Here is a 22329-nt window from a genome sequence, read left to right as displayed (position 1 = left end):
CATGGGGATTAATGCAGCAACCAATGATCCGGTCAATAACGACATTGATGCGCAGAAAAAGCCGCAAAAAAGTCAGAGTGACGATATGCGGGACACCTTTCTGAAAATGATCGTCACGCAGATGCAGAACCAGGATCCGACCAAACCGATGGATAACACGGATCTGACCAGTCAGCTGGCGCAAATCGCCACCCTGGAAAGCATGAACAGCCTGAATGACAGTGTCAGCGGTATTTCAAAACAAATTAACTCCGGACAGTCATTACAGGCAACACAACTGGTCGGGAAAAATGTCCTGATCCCGGGCAGCGACCTGGTCCTGGTACCAACCGGTGACGGCACCACCCGTGTGAAAGCCGATAACCCGCCGCCGGGTGATGACACATCAATTGCGCCGTTTGCGGATGATAACGGTGGTGATGACAGCAGCGGCAGCGGATTTGAATCCTCGCCGTTCGGTTTCTTCCTCGCCAAACCGGCGGACAAAATTGAGATAACCATCCGCGACAGAAATAAAGGAATTGTCAGAACCATCACGATTGACGGTGAAACCAAACCGGATATCTACGACAAGACCTGGGACGGCCGCAATGACAACGGTGATCTGGTTGCCGATACCAAAGGGAAATACACCTTTGAGGTAAAAGCCACCATGAAGGGTGAAGAGATCCCGAAAAGCGGCGTCGTCAGACTGAAATACGCGAAAGTGAATGGCGTGACACCGGGAGCGGATGCACCGCTGCTGGATGTGGGCATAGGCAACAGCGTGCTGCTGTCTGAAATCTTTAAAGTGTATCCGTCAAATTAATAAGCAAACCCAATTGTCATGGAGGTGACATGTCTTTTTCACAAGCAGTCAGCGGCCTGAACGCCGCTTCATCCGGTCTTGATTCGATCGGTAACAACATTGCCAACTCCGCAACCAACGGCTTTAAAGGGGCACATGCTTCTTTTGCTGATATGTTTGCCGGTTCCGGTGTCGGTCTCGGGGTTAACGTTGCGGCGGTTTCCCAGAACTTCAAAGACGGTGCTATCACCCGTACTGACCGCGCTACTGATGTGGCGATTTCCGGTAACGGTTTCTTCCGTCTGCTGGATGGTAACGGTGATGTGGTTTACAGCCGTGACGGTGAATTTCACCGTGACAAGAGCGGTAACCTGGTCAACAACCAGGGCATGATGGTCACCGGTTTCCCGGCGGGTCAGGATGCTGCCGGTAACGCCACTATCCAGACGGGCGGCATTCCGCAGGCGCTGAATATCCCGACCGATATGATGGATGCCAGAGCGTCCGCCAAAGGTGAATTAACCATGAACCTGAACTCGGATGATAAGGCAATTACCGCTGCGTTTGATCCGGACAACCCGGATACCTACAACTTCAGCACCACCATGACCACCTATGACAGCCAGGGTAACACCCATGAAGTCGCGGTTTACTTTATCAAAACCGCTGACAACAAATGGAGTGTCAAAGCCAAAGACAGCAGCGATAAAACAGCGGCTGTTGAGGACCTGGGTGATATGGAATTTGACGGCAACGGCAAGCTGAAAGGTACCGCTGATTTTCAGTTCACTTATAAAGGCTTAAACGGTGCGGATGGCGGCACAATTGACCTGAGCTTCAATAAAACCCGTCAGCAGAAAGTCACCGAATCATCCGTCAGCAAAATTGATATCGACGGCTATCAGTCCGGTGAATACACCAGCTTCAAAATTGAGAATGACGGCACCATCACCGCCAGCTATTCCAACCAGCAGAAGCGGACTGTCGGCAAAATCGCACTGTCTGCGTTTGCCAACAATAACGGCCTGGCATCCCAGGGCGGTAACGTCTGGAAAGCCACCAATGCCTCCGGTAACCCGATGGACGGCGTTCCGGGTACCGGACAGTTCGGTAACCTGACCGGCGGCGCGGTGGAAGCCTCCAACGTGGATATGAGCCAGGAACTGATCAACATGATTGTGATGCAGCGTAACTATCAGTCCAACTCGCAGACCATCAAAACGCAGGATCAGATGCTGCAGACGCTGGTTAACTTACGTTAAGCATAAAGACAGAAGGTGGCCATGGATCACGTCATTTATACAGCAATGGGCGGCGCCAAGCATGCGCTGGAAAATCAGGCCATTGTCTCGAACAACATTGCCAACGTCTCGACATCCGGGTTTAAGGCACAGCTGTCCGCCATGCGGGCAGTACCGGTAAACGGCGATACAGAGCAGACCCGGACACTGGTGGTCTCCTCGACCCCCGGAGCGGATATGACTCAGGGGCCGCTGAACTACACCGGCCGTCAGATGGATGTGGCGCTTAATGAAGGCCATTTCCTGGCGGTGGCATTGCCGGGCGGGGAAGAAGCTTATACCCGTAACGGCAGCATTCAGGTTTCGGCGGATGGTCAGCTGATGCTGGGTGAACACCTTCTGCAGGGTGACGGCGGTGCGATTGATGTGCCGCCGCACGCGGAACTGACCATCGGCGGTGACGGTACTATCACCGCGCTGATCCCGACTGATCCGCCGACCATGCTCGGACAGATAGGCCGTCTGAAAGTGGTGGAAGCGAAACCGCAGGATGTTCTGCGCGGTGAGGACGGGCTGTTTCATCTCACTGCTGCGGCGCGTAATGCCAATGGCAATGAACTGCCGCTGAGTGAGCGCGGCAAAGTATCGTCCGGTGTGCTGGAAGGCAGTAACGTCAACCCGGCACAGGCGATGGTGGAAATGATTGCCAATGCGCGTCATTTCGAGATGCAGATGAAAGTGGTTCACAGCGCGGATGAGAATGCCCAGCGGGCCAATCAGCTGCTTGCGGTGAGTTAATATTCAGTAAGGAATTATCATGATCCGTTCATTATGGATTGCCAAAACCGGGCTTGAAGCCCAGCAGACGAACCTGGATGTTATTTCCAACAACCTGGCCAACGTCAGCACCAACGGTTTTAAACGCCAGCGTGCGGTGTTTGAAGATCTGCTTTACCAGAACATCCGCCAGCCGGGTGCCATGAGTTCCGAGCAGACCTCTCTGCCGACCGGTCTCCAGCTGGGTACAGGTGTACGTCCGGTCGCAACCACCCGTATTCATGCCCAGGGTGCGCTGAACAAAACCGGCACATCGACTGATATCGCCATCAGCGGACAGGGTTTTATCCATGTCCAGATGCCGGACGGTTCTGATGCCTATACCCGCGACGGTTCACTGCATCCTGATCAGAACGGTCAGCTGGTGACCTCATCCGGTTATCAGATTGTCCCGGCCATTATGATCCCGGAAGGGGCGCAGAAGATGGAAATCGGCCGTGACGGTACGGTTTCTGTCACCATGTACGGCGAAAGCCAGCCGCAGCAAATCGGGCAAATCACCCTGACCACCTTCATCAATGATGCAGGTCTGGAGAGCATCGGCGAAAACCTGTATATGGAAACCGCCAGCTCCGGCGCACCGACAGAAAGTGCCCCTGAAACCAACGGTGCAGGCCGTCTGTATCAGGGCATGGTGGAAACCTCTAACGTTAACGTGGCGGAAGAACTGGTCAATATGATCCAGACGCAGCGCGCGTATGAAATCAACAGTAAGGCCGTTTCCGCCTCTGACCAGATGTTACAGCGTCTGACACAACTGTAATCCCCGTCCCGGCGGTGAGGTTATCGCTGCCGGGGCTTTTTTACTGAGACACGCACAGAACAGCAAGAGTATTAAGATGACTGAAAGCGGCATTGTTCCACGGCAGCAGGATTGCGCAAGTTCTCCTGCCACTTCTGTTTGCGGGCGCGGACTGGTGACAGCGGCAGTGCTTGCCGTATCACTCAGCGGCTGTGCTTACATCAAACCCAAACCGCTGGTGGATACCCATACCACCGCGCTGCCGGTCGCACCGACTGCCCCGGCCGCGAACGGTGCTATTTTTCAGAGTGCGCAGCCTGCCTACTATGGCTACCAGCCGCTGTTTGAGGACAGACGTCCGCGTAATGTCGGCGATATCCTCACCATCAATCTGCAGGAAAACGTCAGCGCCAGCAAAAATTCCTCCGCTAATGCCAACCGTGCCGGAAAAACCGGCTTTCTTGCGTCCATTCTGCCCGGCTTTATGCAGGGCTGGCTCGGCGGCAGCAACACGGAGCTGGACGTAAAAGGTAACAGCGATTTTACCGGCAAAGGCGGCGCTAATGCCCAGAACACCTTTAAGGGCACTATCACGGTCACTGTGGATCAGCTGCTGGCGAACGGTAACCTGCATGTGGTGGGTGAAAAACGGATCGCCATTAACCAGGGTACGGAATCTATCCGTTTCTCCGGTGTGGTCAACCCGCGCACCATCGGGGCGGATAACAGTGTCAGCTCCACTCAGGTGGCGGATGCCCGTATTGAGTATGTCGGCGACGGCTATATCAATGAATCGCAGAATATGGGCTGGTTACAGCGTTTCTTCCTGAATGTGTCACCGTACTGAGCAGAGGTAAAGTGAGAATGAAAAAAGTACTGACCGGCCTGCTGATTGCGGTTTTAGGTTTGGCGGGTCTCCCCGCACACAGTGAACGGATTAAGGATCTGACCACCGTACAGGGCGTGCGTGAGAATGCGCTGATTGGTTACGGGCTGATTGTCGGCCTCGACGGTACCGGTGACCAGACCATGCAGACACCGTTTACCACGCAGAGCCTGAATAACATGCTGTCGCAGATGGGGATCACTGTACCGCCGGGCACCAATATGCAGCTGAAAAACGTGGCGGCGGTGATGGTCACCGCCAAAATGCCGCCGTTTGCCCGCTCCGGCCAGGCGATCGACGTGGTCGTTTCCTCAATGGGTAACGCCAAAAGCCTGCGCGGCGGCACACTGCTGATGACGCCGCTTAAAGGCGTGGATGGTCAGGTGTATGCGCTGGCACAGGGTAATATCCTGGTCGGCGGTGCCGGTGTCAGTGCCGGCGGCAGCAGTGTCAAAGTGAACCAGCTGGCCGGCGGCCGTATCAGCGGCGGAGCGACGATTGAGCGTGAACTGCCGGGCGGATTCGGTCAGAGCGGCGTGATTAATCTCCAGCTGAATGAAGACAGTTTTGCACTGGCGCAGGATATCAGCGACGCGGTGAACCGCATGAACGGTTTCGGTACCGCAACACCGCTGGATTCCCGCACGGTACAGTTACGGGTACCGCAGAGCAGCAGTGACCAGGTGCGTTTCCTGGCACGGGTGCAGGATCTGAATATCCGTCCGCCGCAGAATGAAGCCAAAGTTATCCTGAACTCCCGCACCGGCTCTGTCGTGATTAACCGGACCGTCACGCTCGACAGTTGCGCGGTTGCCCACGGCAGCCTCGCGGTGACGGTCGAGCGCCAGACACAGGTCAGTCAGCCGGACACGCCGTTTGCCGGTGGTCAGACCGTCGTGACCCGCAACACCAATGTCGGGATCCGTGAGCAGGACGGCACACTGAAAAAAGTGAATGCCGGGGCGAATCTCAATCAGGTTATTCAGGCGCTCAATACATTAGGGGCCACACCGACCGACCTGATGTCGATTCTGCAGGCGATGGAAAGTGCCGGTTGTCTGCGGGCGAAGCTGGAGATCATCTGATGAGCGACATACAGTTGATGCAGAGTGCGGCCTACGATGTGCAGTCGCTGGGCAGCCTGAAACAGCAGCTGAATGAAAAACCGCAGGAGGGGCTGCGTCAGGTGACGCAGCAACTGGAAGCGACCTTTGTTCAGATGATGCTCAAAAGCATGCGCGCCGCACTGCCGCAGGACGGATTGTTCTCCAGCGACCAGACCCGGATGCTGACCAGCATGTATGACCAGCAGATAGCCCAGAACCTGTCAGAAAAGGGGCTGGGCTTCGGCGATATGATGTTTAAGCAGCTTTCTGCGGATAATGAACCGGATTTGCCGCTGCGTTCATCAATGATGGCGCTGGATGATGCCACGGTGATTCAGTCCATGCCGCAGCAGGCAATGGCTCAGCTGATGCGGAAATTCAGTTCTGCGGGGGATGCACTGAGTTCACCGCTGAAAAAAGTGCGTGAACTGGGGCTTAACAGTCAGAATTTCATTGCAAAACTGACAGAGCCGGCGAAAGCAGCATCACAGAAAAGTGGTGTGCATCATCTGCTGATCCTGGCACAGGCGGCACTGGAAAGCGGCTGGGGAAAGCGGGAAATTCTGACCGCAGACGGCAAAACCAGTCACAACCTGTTTGGTATCAAAGCCGGTAAGGGTTGGGAAGGTCCGGTCACCAATATCATGACCACCGAGGTTATCAACGGTAAGACCATTAAAATGCGTGATAACTTCCGTGTTTACGGTTCTTATGAAGAGGCGATTGCCGATTACACCCGTCTGCTGACTGAAAATCCGCGTTATCACGGCGTGAAACAGGCGGCCAGTCCGGAGCAGGCGGCACAGCGTCTGCACAAGGCCGGATATGCCACCGACCCGGGCTATTCCGACAAGCTGATTGTCCTCATTAATCAAATCCGTGGCACACCCGCCGCCGCACCGGTGGCTTCCCGTGCTGTACAGGCGTACACCCTCGATTTGAGTGACATTTTCTGACAAATTCACGGCGTAAAAAAATGCAGTTAACACTAAATTTTTACGCCGTCTTTCCGATAACAAGGTAAGACATAATTTTAAACGGATGCTATCTGCGCTGCATTTTCAGTAAGTCGCCGGGAAAGCAGTCGCCAGAGAAAGGAAAAGCACATGCTGAATAATGTAATGAATAACGCATTAAGCGGAATTAACGCGGCCCAGGGCGGGCTGAGTGTTATTTCCAACAACCTGGCCAACGCCGGGGTGGGTTATTATCACCGCCAGAGCGCGGTATTCGGTGAAAACCCGGGCACAATGACAACCAACGGCTATTTCGGCAACGGCACCTATTTCAGCCATGTCCGCCGTGAGTTCGATGAATTCGTCAATATGCAGTATAACAACGCGCGTTCCCGCAGCGGCGACTACGAAGCATTCATGAAAAATGCCTCCGGGGTGGATGACCTGTTATCCAACAGCACGGATGATCTCGCCGGGATGCTGGGCAGTTTCTTCACCTCGCTGGACGAAGCGGCGAGTGACGCCAGTGACAAAACGCTGGTGGATGTCTTCCTCGGCAAAGCCAAAACCATGGTCAGCCAACTGAAGGAAGCTGACCGCCGTCTGCGTGAGATGGATAACGATGTTAACCATCAGATTGATAATAAAGTTAAAGATATCAATACCTATGCGGAAAAAATTGCCAAACTGAATGAGCAGATCAGCAACTCCCGTGCGGTTAACGGTGCAGAGCCGAATGATTTGCTGGATGTGCGTGACCGCCTGGTGAATGAGCTTAATTCTGTTATCGGCATCAAAGTGATCGAGCAGAACGGCAACTTCAACGTCTCGTTTGCCAACGGCCTGCCGCTGGTGACCGGCGGACGTGCTAACCGTCTGGAAGCGGTGGCTTCCGGTGCGGATGACAGCCGTCTGAGCATCGGTTTTGTTGATTCTGCCGGTAATGTCCGTGAAATCAAAGATGACCAGATCCGTGGTGGTGAGCTGAGCGGTGTTCTGCGTTCCCGCCGTGAAATTATTGACCCGGCAAGACAAAAGCTGAACCAGATGGCGCTGGTCTTTGCGGAAAAATTCAATGAAGTTCACCGCAAAGGCTATGATGCCAACGGCAAGACTGACAAAGATTTCTTTGCGGTCGGCAGCGGCAGTGTGGTCAGCAATACCCACAACAAAGGCAAAGCCGATTTTGATATCAAATACAACGATGTCTCCAAAGTCACCGGTAATAACTACGATGTCAGTTATGACGGCACCAACTGGAATGTGACCCGTCTGCCGGAAGGTATCGCAGTGACCGCGAATTTTGACGGTGCGACCGGCACCTTAAGTTTCGAAGGCATGGACATCAAAATCAGTAACAATACCGCACAGGCCGGAGATAAATTCCTGCTCAAGCCGGTGGATAATGTGATCGGTGGTCTGAACACGCTGGTGACAAATGCGGCAGATTTCGCCGCAGCGGACAGCACCGGTGGTGCCAGCAACAATGAAAATATCAAAGAGCTGGTAAAACTGCAGGATCAGAAACTGGTCGGCGGCACATCAACCCTGTCCGATTTCTATGCATCACTGGTCAATGATGTGGGCAGCAAAGCCAGCCAGGCACAGATTGATTCCGAAGTGCAGAACAAACTGACGGTCAGCTTCTATGAGCAGCAGCAGGGGATTTCCGGCGTTAATACCAACGAAGAAAGTGTCCAGATGCAGAAAATGCAGCAGTTCTTTAATGCCAACGCCAAAGTGCTGTCGACCGTTGATGAGTTATTCAACGTTCTGATGCGTGCATTCTGATTTTGAGTTAAGAAGGAAATTATCATGCGTTTCAGCACCAATTTAATGTTCAGTCAGCGTGTGTCGGATATGAACAATGCCACCGCCCGCTGGATGGAAGCAGGCAGTAAACTGGCGTCCGGTCAGCGTGTCAGCAAACCGTCAGATGACCCGCAGGCATCCGCGCAGGCGGTGCGTGTCACTCAGTCTGAGAACCGCAATCAGCAATATGCATCCACTCGCGGCTATGCCAAAACCGGGATGACATTGCAGATGAGCATTCTCACCCAGATGAATGAAGTATCCACACAGATGGATTCAACGGTTATCCAGGCCTCCAACCAGGGTGCGCTCAGCGATAACGACCGTGCATCACTGGCAGAACAGCTGCAGGGGCTGAAAGATCAGCTGGTGTCTCTGGGTAACACGACTGACGGTAACGGCCGTTATATTTTTGGTGGTTATGAATCAGATACGCCACCGTTTGAAGTGGATGCAACGACCGGCGATGTGCTTTACAAAGGCGGCGATAAATCCATTACCCAGAACGTGGGCAGTGATCGTGAAATGATCAGCTATTTTGCCGGTTCGGAAGTGTTTGTCACCACGACAAACGCGAAAGGTGAAAAAGTCGCTGATATGTTTACTGCGATCAACAAAGGTCTGGAAGCACTGAAAATTCCTCAGCAGAATGCCTCACAGGCTGATCTGGACAGAGCCAGAGCCGGGATGGATGAAGCAAACCGCGGTATTAAAGCCGGGATGGATAAAATCTCCAATATTGAAGCGAAACAAGGCTTGCAGTTACAGGAAATCGACAGCCTGGACTTCCTGTCACAGACCCGCCGGATCCAGAATGAAAGCCGTCTGAGCAGCCTGCTTCACACGGACTGGACCAGCACGGTATCGGATTATCAAAAAGAAATGGCGCTGTTCCAGGCCTCACAGGATATTTTTAAAGATCTCAACAGTATGTCACTGTTCAGTCGTTAAATTATCCGGTTTTAGTACTGAATTCCTTTGGCCGTCACTGCGACGGCCTTTTTTTGTGCCGGATACAAGTCAGCGGACAGGGACTATCACCGAATGTTCCGGAAAAGCGCCGGCCGGCCGCAGTTCTTCTGTCAGAAAATCAATGAATGCGCGGATACGCGGAGATTTGCGCGATTCTGCCGGACAGGCAATATGATAAATATGGGATACGGTAGTCCAGGGCTCCAGTACCGGAACCAGTTGCCCGTTTGCCACGGCTTTGCGGGCAATAAAGTCATGCATTATTGCGACGCCGTTACCGGATACCGCCATATAGTATGCGGCCATCACATCCTCATAAAATGCAGCGTCACCACGGGTTTCGATATGTTCAATCTTATTGTTTATCACCAGTGGCCAGCGCAGTGGTCTGGTCTGTTCCTGCAAATGCATCTGCAGGCAGTTGTGATGGCGGAGATCTTCCGGGGTATTCAGTGGCGGTGCTTTTTTCAGATAATCCGGTGAGGCATAAATCCGGAACATAGCGAAATCAACCGGGGTGGCTATCCAGTCGGGCAGGTAATTCAGCCAGCTGGTCATGACGATATCGCAATCCGTGCTTTCCTGGCGCGGAATGCGGAAGCGGAGATGAAAGTCGACCTCGATTTGCGGATAACGGCGGCGGAATTTCGGCATCAGCGGAAACACTTTCAGATAGGCGTAATCATTGGGCAGGCAAACACGGATTTTCCCGGCCGGAATGGTTTTCATGTCCAGCAGGGCATTCTCTGCATCATACATCGCGTCCAGCGCTGTCCTGCAATAGCTGAGGTATTGTTCTCCCGCTTCTGTCAGCCGCACATGGCGGGTGGTTCTGACAAACAGCGGACTGCCCAGCTTCTGTTCCAGCCTCGCAATGGTTTTGCTGACCGCAGCCGGAGAAATATTCAGTACCTGTGCTGCCTGTGAAAAGCTTTGCAGTTCGGCGGCACGGCAGAATAGTTCCAGTGTACCCAGCATCAAATCATCAAAATGACGCGGCATTATTAACCTCAGGTTGGTAATGAAGTGATATCAGAGTAGTTTATTTCACGCAATGAAGAAATATAATAATTTACATCAATTGCAAGTAATAAATCATAATCGAAGGCTATTTATGAAACCACAACAGCGGACTGCCGTCATTACCGATGCAGAAAGTTGTCTGGGGAAAGCGTTAGTCAGAACACTGCTTGATGAACACTACAATGTGATCGGCATATTCAGCAGCGATGAACACATGCAGAGTTTTTTGCAGGAACTGGATAATAAAACCGCATTTTTACCCGTGACCGGTGAAAGTCACTGTACTGATTTTGCCGGACAACTGATGCAGCAGGGTATTATTCGCTTCGGAAATATCGATATTATTATTCATAATTCCGGTGCTTTTCTCAGCAAAACTTATGAAAAAACGACACCGGATGATTTCATGCATTTAATAAACAGTAATATTTATAGTTTATTTAATCTGAGTCAATTGGCGATTAAAAACATGTTGAAAAATCACGGTGGTAAAATTATCGTGGTAACCTCCTGTATTGCCCTGCAACCGTCGCAGAAAATACCGGCTGCACTGAGTGTCCTGGCAAAGGAAGGCGTGCACGGACTGGTCAGAGCACTGGCGCTGGAGTATGCAAAGAAAAATATCCGCGTTAATGCGGTAGCACCGGGGTATATTGAGTCCCCGCTGAATACAGAACTCAATCAGGATTTTATTAATTTAGTCTCACCGGCGGATAAAGTCGGAACCATTAATGATATTATAGAAAGCATTCGTTTTCTGCTGAAATCTGACTATATTAACGGCACTGTAATGCCGGTGGACGGAGGTTATTCAGCAGGAAATTGGTAACCGTGTTATTTCTCAAGTCGTTTTCCGGATTATACACAGCAATATTCATTTGTACGCCATTACCGGTTTTTTATTTAAGGGAGATAAGCGGATACTTATGCTGCCCTGACACCGGATATGAGTCAGGTCAGGTTACGGAGAGGCAAACAGATTAAAAATCAGTGAGAGCTGCTCAAACGCCTGATGAATGACCCGCTCGGTAAAGCCCGGCAGGACGGAGATGATCAGGCCCAGCATGCTGATACCGACGGTCAGCGTCAGCGGAAAACCCACCACAAACACAGAAAGCTGCGGTGTCATCCGGTTCAGAATACCCAATGCGAGGTTAAGAATCAGGAACAGGGTGATAAACGGCAGCGCCAGCATTAACCCGTTGAGAAAAATATGGTTAGCCGACTGTACCAGCATGCGGAACCCTTCGCGGTTAAGCGGGGTGACCTGCACAGGAATGAGGTCAAATGAGCTTATCACAATATGGATAAGCCACAGGTGTCCGTCAAATGCGAGAAACAGCAGCAGAGTGATAAGGTTCAGGATACGTGCCAGAATCGGCATGTTCGGCCCGCCGCTCGGGTCAAAGAAGGTGGCGAAGGATAAGCCCATCTGAAGACCGATCACTTCCCCGGCGTGACGGACAGCGGCAAACGCCATCTGCATGGTCAGTCCCATCGCCACACCTATCACCACCTGCTGTAAAATCACCCACAGACCGGGGGCGGAAAACAGCGGGATATTTACCACCGGCAGTTGCGGGGAGACAATCAGAACAGTGAAAAAGGCCAGCATCACCCGCACCTTACTGATTGATTGTTTTTCATTGAAAAACGGTGCCGTACCCAGCAATGCCAGCACCCGGATAAACGGGTAGAATCCCTGGCTCAGCCACAGCGTCAGTGTTTCACTGGTGATACTTAACATAGATCAGCCGATGATAAACGGCAGATTGGTTAACAGTGCACGCATATAGTCAGTGAGCAGATTGAGCATCCACGGACCGGCAATCACAATCACACTGATAACAGACAGAATTTTCGGAATGAATGACAGGGTCATCTCATTCACCTGAGTGGCAGCCTGTAACAGACTTATCAGCAGACCGGCTGCCAGGGCGGCCAGCAGCAGCGGTGCGGCCAGCATCAGGGCGATTTTCATGGCTTCGGTGCCCATCGCCATTACGGATTCCGGTGTCATACTCTCTCCTGACTCATATTATCTCCTGACTAAAAAAAGCTTTGTGATAACGAACCGAGCAGTAACTGCCAGCCATCCACCAGCACAAAAAGCATCAGCTTAAAGGGCAGCGAAACCGTGGCGGGCGGTACCATCATCATCCCGAGTGCCATCAGTACACTGGCAACCACGAGGTCAATAATCAGGAACGGAATAAACAGCGTGAAACCAATCTGGAAGGCGGTTTTCAGCTCACTGGTGATAAAGGCCGGGATCAGAATGCGCATCGGCACATCTTTGGCTTCCTGAATTTCACCCACTTTGGCGATACGGGCAAACAGTGCCAGGTCGTTTTCGCGTGTCTGGCCGAGCATAAATGTGCGCAGTGGTGCAGTACCGCGATCCAGTGCCGTTTCCAGGCTGATTTTGTCTTCACTGAACGGACGGTAAGCATCTTCGTAGACTTTATCGAACACCGGTGACATCACGAAAAACGTCAGAAACAGGGCCAGTCCCAGCAGAACCTGGTTCGGCGGTGCGGACGGTGTCCCGAGTGCGTTGCGTAATAAACCCAGCACAATAATGATGCGGGTAAAACTGGTGGTCATCAGCAGCAGAGCAGGGATAAAGCCCAGCAGTGTCAGAAACAGCAGGGTCTGAACCGGCAGAGACCAGCTCTGGCCGCCGTCCGGCAGCACATGACTGACGACGCCCGGCAGTGAAGCCTGCGCCTGCGGAACCAGCAGAAACAGAGCGAGTGCGGGAATGGCGCGTTTGAGCAATGACATCATGAAAAATCTCAGCGTGGTTCGTCAGCCGGTACCGCATCTTTATTTGCGGTACGTTTGGTTTTCAGCAGTGCCTGAAAGGCGGAAGGGGCATCAGTTACCGCCGCCGGGTCAGCCGGACAGCGGTGCAGCAGATTAACCGACTGTGCGGTCACACCCAGAACCAGCCATTCACCCTGAATCTCCGCCACCACCAGCCGTTCTTTGTTTCCCAGAGAACAGGTGCTTCTGATACTCAGCAGCGGGTTTTTGCCGGCCAGTTTTGCGGTAAAGCCGAATTTGCGGACAAACCAGGTCAGTCCCAGGATCAGCAGAATAATGCCGCTGAGTGCGCCGGACACCTGAATCAGGCTGTCCGTGCTGTTAATCGCCTGAGAACCCACTGCGGGCGGCGGCAGGGCGACGGAAGAAAAAACGGCATTATCTGCCGTTTTCTCTGCGGCCGGTAAAACAGGGGTGCCGGATGCGGTCGGTGTCATATCAGCGGCTCAGGCGGCGCATACGTTCAGACGGGGTGATAATATCCGTGATGCGGATACCGTAATTGTCAGAGACCACCACCACTTCACCCTGGGCAATCAGATAGCCATTGATCAGGATATCCAGCGGTTCACCGGCCAGCCCGTCCAGTGCCACCACCGAGCCCTGGGATAAACTCAGCAGCTTCTTGATGGTCATTTTTGTCCGGCCCAGTTCCACAGAGAGACGGACAGGGATATCCATAATCAGATTGATATCAGACAGCTGATTCAGCGGATTCTGGCTGTCGAGATTATCAAACGCCTGGTTGTTCCCGGTTTCTGCTTTTTTTTGTTGTTCCATTGCCTCTGCCCACAGAGACTCGCCATCGTGTTCCGGGTTCATATCAGGAGTGTTGTTCGCCTCACTCATTGGTTTTTTCCTCGTCCAGAGTGTTTAATACAGGATTAATCAAATGTTCCACACGCAATGCATACTGGCCGTCCCGGGTGCCGTACTGACTGGTCAGTACCGGTACGCCGTCCACACTGACAATCAGGCGATCCGGTTTCTCCACCGGGATCACATCCCCTTTCTGCAGTTGCAGTAATTTTGAAATCCGCAGCGGGATTTCAGCAAAATTCGCGACCAGTTCCAGCTCGGAATGCTTCACCTGTGTCACCAGGCTGGATACCCAGGCTTCATTTTCCTGGTGACCGTGCTCCATAGGCGGGTTAATCAGCCGCTCGCGGATAGGTTCAATCATGGCAATCGGAATACAGATGCTCAGCTCACCCACGGTATTACCGATCTCCACCAGGAAGGAGGTGGTGACCACGATATCGTTGGGGGAGGTGGTGATATTGGTGAATTTCACCTGCATTTCTGAGCGCACATATTCCACATCCACTTCAGCAATCGGCTTCCACGCATCGCGGTAAGCGTTCAGTGCCAGTTTCAGCATACGGTGGATAATGCGCTGTTCGGTGTTGGTGAATTCCCGGCCTTCGGAACGGACCGGAAAACGGCCGTCACCGCCGAACAGGTTATCGACAGCGATATAGACCAGCGCCGGTTCAAAGGTGAACAGTGCGGTTCCGCGCAGCGGCGGCATATGCACAAGGTTCAGGTTGGTCGGCACCGGCAGGTTACGGGCAAATTCATGATAAGGTTCAATTTTGATACCACCGACAGTGATATCAGGACTGCGGCGCAGCATGTTGAACAATCCCATCCGGAACTGACGGGCAAAACGCTCGTTAATAATTTCCAGGGACTGCATACGCTCGCGGATAACGCGGCGCTGGGTATTCGGGTCATAAGGACGGACTTTGTCCTTACCTTTATTGAGTGCTGTGTCGGCAGGCTGCGGCTCTGACGGCGAGTCACCATTGAGCAGCGCGTCTATCTCTGCCTGAGATAAAATATTATCGCTCATCAGTTTTACCGGAGAATAAAGGTGGTGAATAACACATCCGAAATTTCCTGATCCGGCTGTCCCTGTACCACGGTCGGGGCTAAGGTGGTTTTAACTGCCTTCATCAGCTGAAGTTTGCCGTCATGGGTTCCGAGTATCTGCGGGGACTGCTGTGAGAGCAGAAGTAACAGGCGGCTGCGGACTTCCGGCAGATACTCATGGAGCTGTTTGCGGGAACGCTCGTTGGCCAGACGCAGTGTCATATCAATATACAGCACACGATCACGGCCGTTATTCATACCGGGAAGATTCACGGTAAACGGTTCAATGCCCATAAAGATAGGCTCAGGCATATTGGCCCGTTTCTCGTCTGCGGTACCGGCGGTGGTACTCTCCTGGTGAGAAGACCACCAGCTGTAACCCCCGAAACCTGCTCCTGCGAGGGCAATCAGGGCGAAAATAACCAGTAACCCGGTATTGGAACCTTTTGAGGCATTGCGTGAAGACGACATGTTAACTGAATTCCTATTTCTTGATAGCAAAACCCGGCAGGGGTTTCATACTCTGTAAGCCCACCCATTATGGCGTGCTTCTGAAGGACTAAAGGGGGGAAAAACGAAACAAAAAGGCGGTAACTCGGGGCTTTAGTCCCCGGTACCGCCGTTATGTACAGGAATCAGGCGAAGGTATCGATCCCGCCGCGGGCGCGGGCGTCATGAAGTGCTGACGGGCGGACAAGGGTATCTGTGCTGACATTCACGCCGCTGATGCTTCCGGCAGACGTAATACCATCAGCACTGCCGCCGCTGTGACGATCATCACCGGAACCCTGCTGATTACCGTGATACTCCTGTCCGACGGAGCTTTGCGCCAGGTGGATCCCGCTCTCCTGAAGGGCGTTGCGCAGCACCGGCATCATAGATTCCATCGCGGCACGGACGTGGCTGTGCGGGGAGACAAAGTGCATCACCGCCTGATTATCCTCAATTTTAAGATGGATATTCAGGGAGCCCAGCTCTTCCGGATGCAGACGCAGCTGTGCCTGCTGTAATCCCTGACGGGAGAAATAGATCATATTCTGGCTGACCTGCTGCTGCCACAGTTCACTGCCGAGCTGCGCGGTCAGCTGCATGGACGGCTGAGCCACCGGGGCATTGGTCTGCGCAGCGGTACTCTGAGCCGCCGCCGGCATCAGTACCGGGCTCTGGACGGCAGTATGGCTGCCCGGTGCGGTGACAGTCTGAAAGGCACTGCTTTCTGTTTTGATACTGAACGCGCTTTTGCTGTTATCCGCACCGGTGGTATCAGTGGCGGACGTCAGCGATAACGGCACGGAAGTGTCAGCGGATTTCTTATTCAGCGGTAAAAAATCCTCCGGCAGTGCTTTCGGGTCCGGTTTCTGTGCATCGGTCAGTGAAAAACGCGGCTGATCCACACGCGGTTTGGATTTGTCATCCGTAAACAGGGTGCGTGCGTCGTTATTTTCATCCGTGATCAGCGGCTTATCGCCGGTTTCAGCCAGTAAATCTTCCGGCAGCTCTGTGGTTTTGGTGACGTTTTTTCCGCTGTCATCAATCTGCAGCTTTGTGTCCGCGGCCGGTTTCTCCGCCGCGCGGCTGTCCCGTCCGCTCAGGCGCTCTTTCAGTGCCGCTAGCAGGGCATTGTCCGTTTCACCTTCTGTTTGCGGTAATGCAGGTGCATCATCCCCGCTGGTCAGCAATTTTGCATCCAGCTCAGGTGCGGCAGCATCCCCGGCAAGGCGGCGGGAGAAATTCAGTTGTGCCATGGTGTCGGCACCGGTCTGTTTTTCCTGTGCGGAGACCGCTTTACCTTCTGCGGCCTGTTTATGCGCGGCAGTGTCATTACGGGTCTGTTTTACCGCATGTACAGCCTGTGCCGGTTTTTCCGGGCGCGGCTGCTGTGCATCCATTACGGCCTGAAACGGCAGGGCGGTTGCCTGTGCATCTTCCGCACGCGGTGATTCCTGTTTATTCAATGCGTTGTCAGCAGAACTGACCACTTTGGTACCGGCATTGACATCCATTAACGGGTTCTCCATAAAGTCGCACGCTGGGCAAATTCATCCATCTGCTTTTGCTCCAGCCGGTTTTGTCGTTGATTTTTTGCATGATCCGCACGGCGGATCAGAGTATCGAAGGCATTGACGCGCTGTTGTTTTTCCTGCCAGTGGCGGTTGGCATCACTGACGCGCTGCTCCCACAGGTTCAGCTGACCCTGCTGCTGTTCAATGGTCAGTTCGAGAGTGACCAGAAACTGCTGATAGTTCTGCCATTTATCGGCAGCCATCCCGGTATGCAGTGTCTGATTCAGCTTCTGCCGGTAATCAGCCTGATAATTCTCCAGCATGGTCAGTTGCTGACTCATCTGTGTGTGGGTCTGACGAACCTGCGCCAGCACTTTAGCCGCCTCTTCGGCGGCCTCTTCAGCTAAATTTAACAACGTGGTGAGTGCATGCGTGTTTGACATTGACGACCTCGTTATGCGTCCGGTATCACCTGACTGAGCTGCTCACAGGCGGCCGGGTAGTCACAGCGCTCATCGATATCCTGCTGCAGAAACTTCGCCATATACGGGAACAGCTGAATGGCCTCATCCAGCATCGGGTCACTGCCTGCCGCGTAGGCACCGACATTAATCAGATCGCGGTTGCGCTGGTAAGCGGAGGTCAGCTGTTTGAAACGCTGAATTTTCCGGTAATGGCTTTTCTCAATCAGCTCGGTCATGGCACGGCTGATGGAGGCTTCGATATCGATAGCAGGGTAGTGTCCGGATTCCGCCAGGGAACGCGAAAGCACGATATGGCCGTCAAGAATGGCCCGTGCGGAGTCAGCGATCGGATCCTGCTGGTCATCCCCTTCGGTCAGTACAGTGTAAAACGCGGTGACAGAACCGCCGTTTTTACCGTTGCCTGCCCGTTCGACCAGTGCCGGTAATTTTGCGAACACCGACGGAGGATAGCCTTTTGTCGCCGGCGGTTCTCCGATGGCGAGCGCAATTTCACGCTGTGCCATACTGTAACGGGTCAGTGAATCCATAATTAACAGCACATTGCGACCCAGGTCACGGTAATATTCCGCGATCCGCGTGGCATAAGAGGCACCCTGCATCCGCAGCAGCGGGGAAACGTCCGCCGGTGCCGCGACAACCACCGCACGCTGAAGTCCTTCCGCGCCGAGGATGTTTTCAATAAAATCTTTTACTTCGCGGCCGCGCTCACCAATCAGCCCGACCACAATAATGTCCGCCTGTGTGAAACGCGCCATCATGCCGAGCAGCACACTTTTCCCGACGCCGGAACCGGCAAACAGCCCCATACGCTGACCACGTCCGACGGTCAGCAGGGCGTTGATAGCGCGGACACCGACATCCAGCACACTGTTAATCGGTGATCGTTCCAGCGGGTTGATTGGCGGCGTAATCAGCGGGGCGCGGATTTTGGCTTCCAGCGGCCCTTTGCCGTCCAGCGGGTTACCGGAGGCATCAAGGATACGGCCGAGCAGTTCATCACCCAGTGGCAGCTGGCGGCTGGTCTGCCCGCCGCTTCCGGTGGATTGCGCATAGACACGGGCACCCGGCGCGATACCTTCCAGCTCTGCCAGCGGCATCAGCAGCATACGCGGTCCGTTAAAACCGACCACTTCACAGATAACTTCTTCGGTGTTTCCGTTGATCACGCGCTCGATGAAACAGGTGGCGCCGAGCGGCATTTTGATACCCTCGGCTTCCATCACAAGCCCGGTAATTTTGGTCAGACGTCCGTAATGGCGGGTCATCGCCACACCGGACATCCGGGATTCAAAACCTTCCAGTGCGCCTATCCAGCGGCCAATCCGCGCGGTCATAACAAGGTCTCCGGCGCGTATAACCGGCACAGCTCCTGCCAGCGGGTGGCGACACTCATATCGATTTCGCCGTCATCCGCCACCACACGGCATCCGCCCGCATGCAACTGCGGATCCGGTACCAGACGCCAGCCGTTCAGACTGAGCTGGGTACCGATATGCTGCTCGATCATCTCAACATGTGCCGGGTTGACCCGCAGCTCCGGCTGACCGGCAAACAGCGGTTTCTGCTGAAGCAGACGGCTGATCTCTTCGAGCAGTGCGGTACCGTCACAGACGGCAGGCTGACCGAGCACCTGGCGGGCGGCGGTCAGGGCAATCTGCAGCAGTTTGGTGGTTACCACGCTGTCAAAACTGTCGAGAGAATAACTGAACTCGGATAACAGTTTCTGCCACGCTTCCGTGACCGGTTGCTGTTCTGCCAGTACCTGCTGACGGCCCTGTTCAGCGCCGTCCTGCAGACCCTGAGTAAATCCGGCATCATAACCGGCTTTCTGTCCCTGCTCATGGCCGGACTGAAAACCGCTGCGCTGCGCTTCTTCTTTCAGATTATCCAGCAGATTGATCTGCTCGAGCACCTCTTTCGGCTCCAGGCAGGGTACTTTGGGTTTTTCCGGTTCCGGCTCATCGGACAGGGCAGGGAGCACAGAGGAATTCAGATCCCACTGATTCAGCTCCCGCGGCTGCCAGCGCTTCCACGGCAGGCCGGTGTTTTCCTTATCAGACATAGACATCGTCACCACCACCAATCACAATTTCGCCGGTTTCCATCAGACGGCGGACAATCAGCAGAATAGATTTCTGTTCATTCTCAACCTGCGACATACGCACCGGTGAACGGGACTCCAGATCATCACGGACAATCTCAGCCGCACGGGTGGACATATTGCGCAGGAAGTGTTCGCGCAGCTCTTCGTTGCAGCCTTTCAGTGCAATAACCAGCGAGTCGTTGGAGACATCCTGAAGGATGCGCTGGATACTGCGGTTGTCCACTTCGATAAGGTTCTCGAACAGGAACATTTCGTCGATAATCCGCTGTGCCAGTTCGCCGTCGTAATCGCGCATTGCCCCGATAACACCTTCTTCCTGCTGACTTTTCATCAGGTTGATGATCTCGGCTGCGGTTCTCACGCCACCCATTTTGCTGCGCTTGAGGTTCTGGCCGTCCAGCAGGTTGTTGAGGACTTCGGTCAGTTCCGCCAGTGCCGCCGGCTGCACACCACCAAAGGTGGCGATACGCAGCATGATGTCGTTGCGCTGGCGTTCGTCGAACAGCTCGAGCACATCGGCAGCCAGGTTGCGTTTTAAATGCACCAGGATGGTGGCGATAATCTGCGGATGTTCGTCGCGGATAATATCGGCCACAGTCTGCGGCTCCATATAGTTGAGGCTTTCGATCCCTGATGCACTTTCGTGCTTCTCGAGGATATCTTCCAGCAGGCTGGCGGCGCGGTCTTCACCCAGCGCCTTAACCAGCACGGAACGCAGATAATCATTGGTATTGATGTTCAGCGCCGCATACTGAATCGCCGCTTCCTCAAACTCCGTCAGGACTTCCGCCAGCTCGGCATTGGAGACCTGACGCATGTTGGAGACCGCCATACTCAGCTGCTGGACTTCTTTATTGTTCAGGTGTTTAAAGACCTCGGCGGCCTGGTCCTCACCGAGCGTCATCAGCATGACGGCGCTCTTTTCTGTTCCGCTTAAATTCATTGTGCTTTTCCTAACCACTGACTGATAACCATTGCCACAACCTGAGGATCTTTATCCGCCATCTCACGGATACGCTGACTCTGAATTTCGGCGCTGACACGCTGACGGGTCAGGCGGCGGCGGGTTTTCTCGTCCATATCGTCACTGATAACATCATCAGCCACGAGCGGGGTCTTCATCTGAGTCGCCTTAAACATACGGGCTTCTGCTTCCGCCTGCTGTGCTTTGCGGTAACGCTGCCACTGCGGTCTGATACCTTTGCGCCACAGCAGCCAGCCCACCAGTAACAGCAGCAGGATCTTGCCGTACTCCAGTGCCTGCGCAATGATGACCGGGCTTGTGAAGAGCGACGGCTCTTCAGTTAGCTGACCTTCATCGGTAAAGCGGGAGTTGGTTATGCTCAGGCTGTCACCGCGGCTGACGGAATACCCCATCGCTTCGCGGGTCAGCGATTCAATCTCTTTAATCATTTCCGGCGGCAGCGGCTGCATTTCTTCGGTGCCGTCTTCTTTCTTCTGCGGCAGCCAGTTAATAATTACCGCGACAGAGAGACGGTCAACCACGCCAATCTGGCGCTGGGTATGACTGATTTTGCGATCCACTTCGTAGTTTGTGGTCTCATCACTCTGCGAATTAATGTTGCTGTTACTTTTATTATCGGCAGGAGATGCATTTTTGTTATCTTTTGTATCCGCTTTTGCTGTTTCAACAGGGGCGGAAGGGGCACTGACCGGCTGATTGGATAATGCCCCCGGCACGCCGCCCGGGCCGCCGTTGCTGTTCTGCTGACTCTGGCTGCTCTGACGCGAGCGGACAGCGGCGGAATCCGGCTGCTGGTTTGGTTTGTATTCTTCGGCGGTCTGTTCGACTTTGGAATAATCCACCTGAGCGGTTACCTGCGCCTGTACGTTGGCACGGCCGACCAGCGGGGCAAGCAGGTCTTCAATACGTTGTTTGAGACGTGCTTCAGTTTCCTGGGTCAGACGCATCTGCGACGTGCTGACAGACTGCTGGCTGTTATCATTGTTTGTCAGCAGACGTCCGGTCTGGTCAACAATAATAACGTTGGAGGAGGTTAATCCTGACACACTGCCGGAGACCATATGCACAATCGCACTGATCTGACCTTCATCCAGTGCGCGGCCCGGCAGCAATCCGACGGTGACGGAGGCTGTCGGTGATTTCTGCTCGCGGACAAACAGGGTCGGTTTCGGGATCGCCAGATGCACCCGCGCGGTCTGTACCGGGCTGAGTGATTCGATAGTGCGTGACAGTTCCCCTTCGAGGGCGCGCTGATAGTTCACCTGCTCACTGAACTGACTGATACCGAACTGCTCTTTATCCAGCAGTTCAAAACCGGTATTACCGCCTTTCGGCAGACCGGCCTGAGCCAGTTTCAGACGCAGCTCATGCACTTTATCAGCAGGTACCAGAATGGCACTGCCGTTATCCGCAAGCTGGTAAGGCATATTCATCTGTGTCAGCTGGCTGACAATATCGCCGCCGTCTTTGGCACTCAGGTTACTGAGCAGAACGCGGTAATCCGGGCTGCGCATCCAGAGGAACAGCGCAACAATAACGGCGATTGCAGCCGCGCCGGCGACCATCAGCGGAACCTTCGGATCAGCCTTAATACGGTCAATAATCAGGGCGAATCCCTTTTTGGTATCTCCGGTGTCTTGTGGTGCGGCACTCATAAACATTCCCTGCCTTGCAGATTTGACGGGT

24 protein-coding genes are annotated in these 22329 nt (G+C 53.8%); 10 read left to right on the top strand and 14 right to left on the bottom strand.

Annotated features, from left to right (window positions below):
* Position 1: 1 nt before the first annotated feature.
* The 9 genes from X965_RS13615 to flgL all read left to right on the top strand — a co-directional run bounded on the left by X965_RS13615 (position 2) and on the right by flgL (position 9318).
* Positions 2–808, top strand: a complete 807-nt coding sequence (locus X965_RS13615; protein ID WP_004236839.1) for a flagellar hook assembly protein FlgD — start codon at positions 2–4, stop codon at positions 806–808.
* Positions 809–837: 29 nt separating this feature from the next.
* The gene (gene flgE / locus X965_RS13610; RefSeq protein WP_036418444.1) at positions 838–2049 is read left to right on the top strand and encodes a flagellar hook protein FlgE; all 1212 of its coding nucleotides are present in this window, start codon (positions 838–840) and stop codon (positions 2047–2049) included.
* Between the two features lie 21 nt (positions 2050–2070).
* A complete protein-coding gene (locus X965_RS13605) occupies positions 2071–2826 on the top strand; it encodes a flagellar basal body rod protein FlgF (RefSeq protein ID WP_004236836.1) in 756 nt (251 codons plus the stop codon).
* A gap of 19 nt (positions 2827–2845) precedes the next feature.
* Positions 2846–3628 carry a flagellar basal-body rod protein FlgG gene (flgG, locus tag X965_RS13600; protein ID WP_004236835.1) on the top strand — a complete coding sequence of 261 codons (783 nt, stop codon included), beginning with the start codon at positions 2846–2848 and terminating at the stop codon, positions 3626–3628.
* Between the two features lie 76 nt (positions 3629–3704).
* Positions 3705–4454, top strand: coding sequence for a flagellar basal body L-ring protein FlgH (locus tag X965_RS13595; RefSeq protein ID WP_004236833.1), 750 nt, complete (start codon positions 3705–3707; stop codon positions 4452–4454).
* A 17-nt stretch (positions 4455–4471) separates the two neighbouring features.
* On the top strand, positions 4472–5578 hold the full coding sequence (locus tag X965_RS13590; protein WP_004236832.1) for a flagellar basal body P-ring protein FlgI: 1107 nt from the start codon (positions 4472–4474) through the stop codon (positions 5576–5578).
* Positions 5578–6555, top strand: coding sequence for a flagellar assembly peptidoglycan hydrolase FlgJ (gene flgJ / locus X965_RS13585; RefSeq protein ID WP_015422626.1), 978 nt, complete (start codon positions 5578–5580; stop codon positions 6553–6555). The genes X965_RS13590 and flgJ overlap by 1 nt, the downstream gene beginning before the upstream one ends.
* A 150-nt stretch (positions 6556–6705) precedes the next feature.
* Positions 6706–8346: a flagellar hook-associated protein FlgK gene (gene flgK, locus X965_RS13580; protein ID WP_004236830.1), complete on the top strand. Its 1641-nt coding sequence runs from the start codon at positions 6706–6708 to the stop codon at positions 8344–8346.
* A gap of 24 nt (positions 8347–8370) precedes the next feature.
* Positions 8371–9318, top strand: coding sequence for a flagellar hook-associated protein FlgL (flgL, locus tag X965_RS13575; RefSeq protein WP_004236829.1), 948 nt, complete (start codon positions 8371–8373; stop codon positions 9316–9318).
* 69 nt (positions 9319–9387) lie between these two features.
* Here the strand turns inward: flgL and X965_RS13570 are convergent, their stop codons facing one another.
* Positions 9388–10341 carry a LysR family transcriptional regulator gene (locus X965_RS13570; protein WP_004236828.1) on the bottom strand — a complete coding sequence of 318 codons (954 nt, stop codon included), beginning with the start codon at positions 10339–10341 and terminating at the stop codon, positions 9388–9390.
* Positions 10342–10453: 112 nt separating this feature from the next.
* Between X965_RS13570 and X965_RS13565 the strand changes: the two genes are divergently transcribed.
* The gene (locus tag X965_RS13565; protein ID WP_004236826.1) at positions 10454–11191 is read left to right on the top strand and encodes an SDR family NAD(P)-dependent oxidoreductase; all 738 of its coding nucleotides are present in this window, start codon (positions 10454–10456) and stop codon (positions 11189–11191) included.
* Positions 11192–11323: 132 nt separating this feature from the next.
* On the opposite strand, the gene fliR is transcribed toward X965_RS13565, so the two are convergent.
* The 13 genes from fliR to fliF form a co-directional block, all read right to left on the bottom strand.
* On the bottom strand, positions 11324–12109 hold the full coding sequence (gene fliR / locus X965_RS13560) for a flagellar biosynthetic protein FliR (protein ID WP_004236824.1): 786 nt from the start codon (positions 12107–12109) through the stop codon (positions 11324–11326).
* Positions 12110–12112: 3 nt separating this feature from the next.
* On the bottom strand, positions 12113–12382 hold the full coding sequence (gene fliQ / locus X965_RS13555) for a flagellar biosynthesis protein FliQ (protein ID WP_004236823.1): 270 nt from the start codon (positions 12380–12382) through the stop codon (positions 12113–12115).
* Between the two features lie 29 nt (positions 12383–12411).
* Positions 12412–13149, bottom strand: a complete 738-nt coding sequence (gene fliP / locus X965_RS13550) for a flagellar type III secretion system pore protein FliP (protein ID WP_370531218.1) — start codon at positions 13147–13149, stop codon at positions 12412–12414.
* 11 nt (positions 13150–13160) lie between these two features.
* The gene (gene fliO, locus X965_RS13545; RefSeq protein ID WP_036414440.1) at positions 13161–13628 is read right to left on the bottom strand and encodes a flagellar biosynthetic protein FliO; all 468 of its coding nucleotides are present in this window, start codon (positions 13626–13628) and stop codon (positions 13161–13163) included.
* A 1-nt stretch (position 13629) separates the two neighbouring features.
* On the bottom strand, positions 13630–14040 hold the full coding sequence (gene fliN, locus X965_RS13540) for a flagellar motor switch protein FliN (protein ID WP_004240045.1): 411 nt from the start codon (positions 14038–14040) through the stop codon (positions 13630–13632).
* Complete coding sequence (gene fliM, locus X965_RS13535) at positions 14033–15046, bottom strand: flagellar motor switch protein FliM (RefSeq protein WP_004236819.1); 1014 nt, start codon at positions 15044–15046, stop codon at positions 14033–14035. Before fliM ends, fliN begins: the two co-directional genes overlap by 8 nt.
* Positions 15047–15051: 5 nt before the next feature.
* Positions 15052–15537, bottom strand: a complete 486-nt coding sequence (fliL, locus tag X965_RS13530) for a flagellar basal body-associated protein FliL (protein ID WP_004236818.1) — start codon at positions 15535–15537, stop codon at positions 15052–15054.
* Between the two features lie 164 nt (positions 15538–15701).
* Positions 15702–17084 (bottom strand): flagellar hook-length control protein FliK, encoded by a 1383-nt coding sequence (locus X965_RS13525; RefSeq protein ID WP_247716257.1) that lies wholly within the window; start codon positions 17082–17084, stop codon positions 15702–15704.
* On the bottom strand, positions 17069–17512 hold the full coding sequence (gene fliJ / locus X965_RS13520; RefSeq protein WP_004236816.1) for a flagellar export protein FliJ: 444 nt from the start codon (positions 17510–17512) through the stop codon (positions 17069–17071). The genes X965_RS13525 and fliJ overlap by 16 nt, the downstream gene beginning before the upstream one ends.
* A gap of 11 nt (positions 17513–17523) precedes the next feature.
* Complete coding sequence (fliI, locus tag X965_RS13515) at positions 17524–18888, bottom strand: flagellar protein export ATPase FliI (protein ID WP_004236815.1); 1365 nt, start codon at positions 18886–18888, stop codon at positions 17524–17526.
* Positions 18885–19616, bottom strand: a complete 732-nt coding sequence (gene fliH, locus X965_RS13510) for a flagellar assembly protein FliH (RefSeq protein ID WP_036418442.1) — start codon at positions 19614–19616, stop codon at positions 18885–18887. The genes fliI and fliH overlap by 4 nt, the downstream gene beginning before the upstream one ends.
* Entirely contained in the window at positions 19609–20601 is a 993-nt protein-coding gene (gene fliG, locus X965_RS13505; protein ID WP_004236813.1) for a flagellar motor switch protein FliG, read from the bottom strand. The genes fliH and fliG overlap by 8 nt, the downstream gene beginning before the upstream one ends.
* Entirely contained in the window at positions 20598–22298 is a 1701-nt protein-coding gene (fliF, locus tag X965_RS13500) for a flagellar basal-body MS-ring/collar protein FliF (RefSeq protein ID WP_036418440.1), read from the bottom strand. Before fliF ends, fliG begins: the two co-directional genes overlap by 4 nt.
* Positions 22299–22329: the final 31 nt, after the last annotated feature.

It is taken from the genome of Morganella sp. EGD-HP17 (genome assembly GCF_000512315.2).
In the GTDB taxonomy this organism is placed as follows: Bacteria; Pseudomonadota; Gammaproteobacteria; order Enterobacterales; family Enterobacteriaceae; genus Morganella; species Morganella morganii.
The sequence above is the reverse complement of the archived record's forward strand: the minus strand, read 5'-3'. Positions and strand labels throughout refer to the sequence as shown.

Excerpts from the sequence above, each read along its gene's own strand:
- X965_RS13605 (WP_004236836.1), top strand. The coding sequence starts at position 2,071 with ATGGATCACGTCATTTATACAGCAATGGGCGGCGCCAAGCATGCGCTG.
- flgK (WP_004236830.1), top strand. The coding sequence starts at position 6,706 with ATGCTGAATAATGTAATGAATAACGCATTAAGCGGAATTAACGCGGCC.
- flgE (WP_036418444.1), top strand. The coding sequence starts at position 838 with ATGTCTTTTTCACAAGCAGTCAGCGGCCTGAACGCCGCTTCATCCGGT.
- fliG (WP_004236813.1), bottom strand. The coding sequence starts at position 20,601 with ATGAATTTAAGCGGAACAGAAAAGAGCGCCGTCATGCTGATGACGCTC.
- X965_RS13525 (WP_247716257.1), bottom strand. The coding sequence starts at position 17,084 with ATGGAGAACCCGTTAATGGATGTCAATGCCGGTACCAAAGTGGTCAGT.
- fliJ (WP_004236816.1), bottom strand. The coding sequence starts at position 17,512 with ATGTCAAACACGCATGCACTCACCACGTTGTTAAATTTAGCTGAAGAG.
- flgJ (WP_015422626.1), top strand. The coding sequence starts at position 5,578 with ATGAGCGACATACAGTTGATGCAGAGTGCGGCCTACGATGTGCAGTCG.
- X965_RS13570 (WP_004236828.1), bottom strand. The coding sequence starts at position 10,341 with ATGCCGCGTCATTTTGATGATTTGATGCTGGGTACACTGGAACTATTC.
- X965_RS13565 (WP_004236826.1), top strand. The coding sequence starts at position 10,454 with ATGAAACCACAACAGCGGACTGCCGTCATTACCGATGCAGAAAGTTGT.
- fliO (WP_036414440.1), bottom strand. The coding sequence starts at position 13,628 with ATGACACCGACCGCATCCGGCACCCCTGTTTTACCGGCCGCAGAGAAA.
- fliP (WP_370531218.1), bottom strand. The coding sequence starts at position 13,149 with ATGTCATTGCTCAAACGCGCCATTCCCGCACTCGCTCTGTTTCTGCTG.
- fliR (WP_004236824.1), bottom strand. The coding sequence starts at position 12,109 with ATGTTAAGTATCACCAGTGAAACACTGACGCTGTGGCTGAGCCAGGGA.
- fliH (WP_036418442.1), bottom strand. The coding sequence starts at position 19,616 with ATGTCTGATAAGGAAAACACCGGCCTGCCGTGGAAGCGCTGGCAGCCG.
- fliM (WP_004236819.1), bottom strand. The coding sequence starts at position 15,046 with ATGAGCGATAATATTTTATCTCAGGCAGAGATAGACGCGCTGCTCAAT.
- fliN (WP_004240045.1), bottom strand. The coding sequence starts at position 14,040 with ATGAGTGAGGCGAACAACACTCCTGATATGAACCCGGAACACGATGGC.
- X965_RS13590 (WP_004236832.1), top strand. The coding sequence starts at position 4,472 with ATGAAAAAAGTACTGACCGGCCTGCTGATTGCGGTTTTAGGTTTGGCG.
- fliI (WP_004236815.1), bottom strand. The coding sequence starts at position 18,888 with ATGACCGCGCGGATTGGCCGCTGGATAGGCGCACTGGAAGGTTTTGAA.
- fliQ (WP_004236823.1), bottom strand. The coding sequence starts at position 12,382 with ATGACACCGGAATCCGTAATGGCGATGGGCACCGAAGCCATGAAAATC.
- fliL (WP_004236818.1), bottom strand. The coding sequence starts at position 15,537 with ATGTCGTCTTCACGCAATGCCTCAAAAGGTTCCAATACCGGGTTACTG.
- flgG (WP_004236835.1), top strand. The coding sequence starts at position 2,846 with ATGATCCGTTCATTATGGATTGCCAAAACCGGGCTTGAAGCCCAGCAG.
- X965_RS13595 (WP_004236833.1), top strand. The coding sequence starts at position 3,705 with ATGACTGAAAGCGGCATTGTTCCACGGCAGCAGGATTGCGCAAGTTCT.
- flgL (WP_004236829.1), top strand. The coding sequence starts at position 8,371 with ATGCGTTTCAGCACCAATTTAATGTTCAGTCAGCGTGTGTCGGATATG.
- X965_RS13615 (WP_004236839.1), top strand. The coding sequence starts at position 2 with ATGGGGATTAATGCAGCAACCAATGATCCGGTCAATAACGACATTGAT.
- fliF (WP_036418440.1), bottom strand. The coding sequence starts at position 22,298 with ATGAGTGCCGCACCACAAGACACCGGAGATACCAAAAAGGGATTCGCC.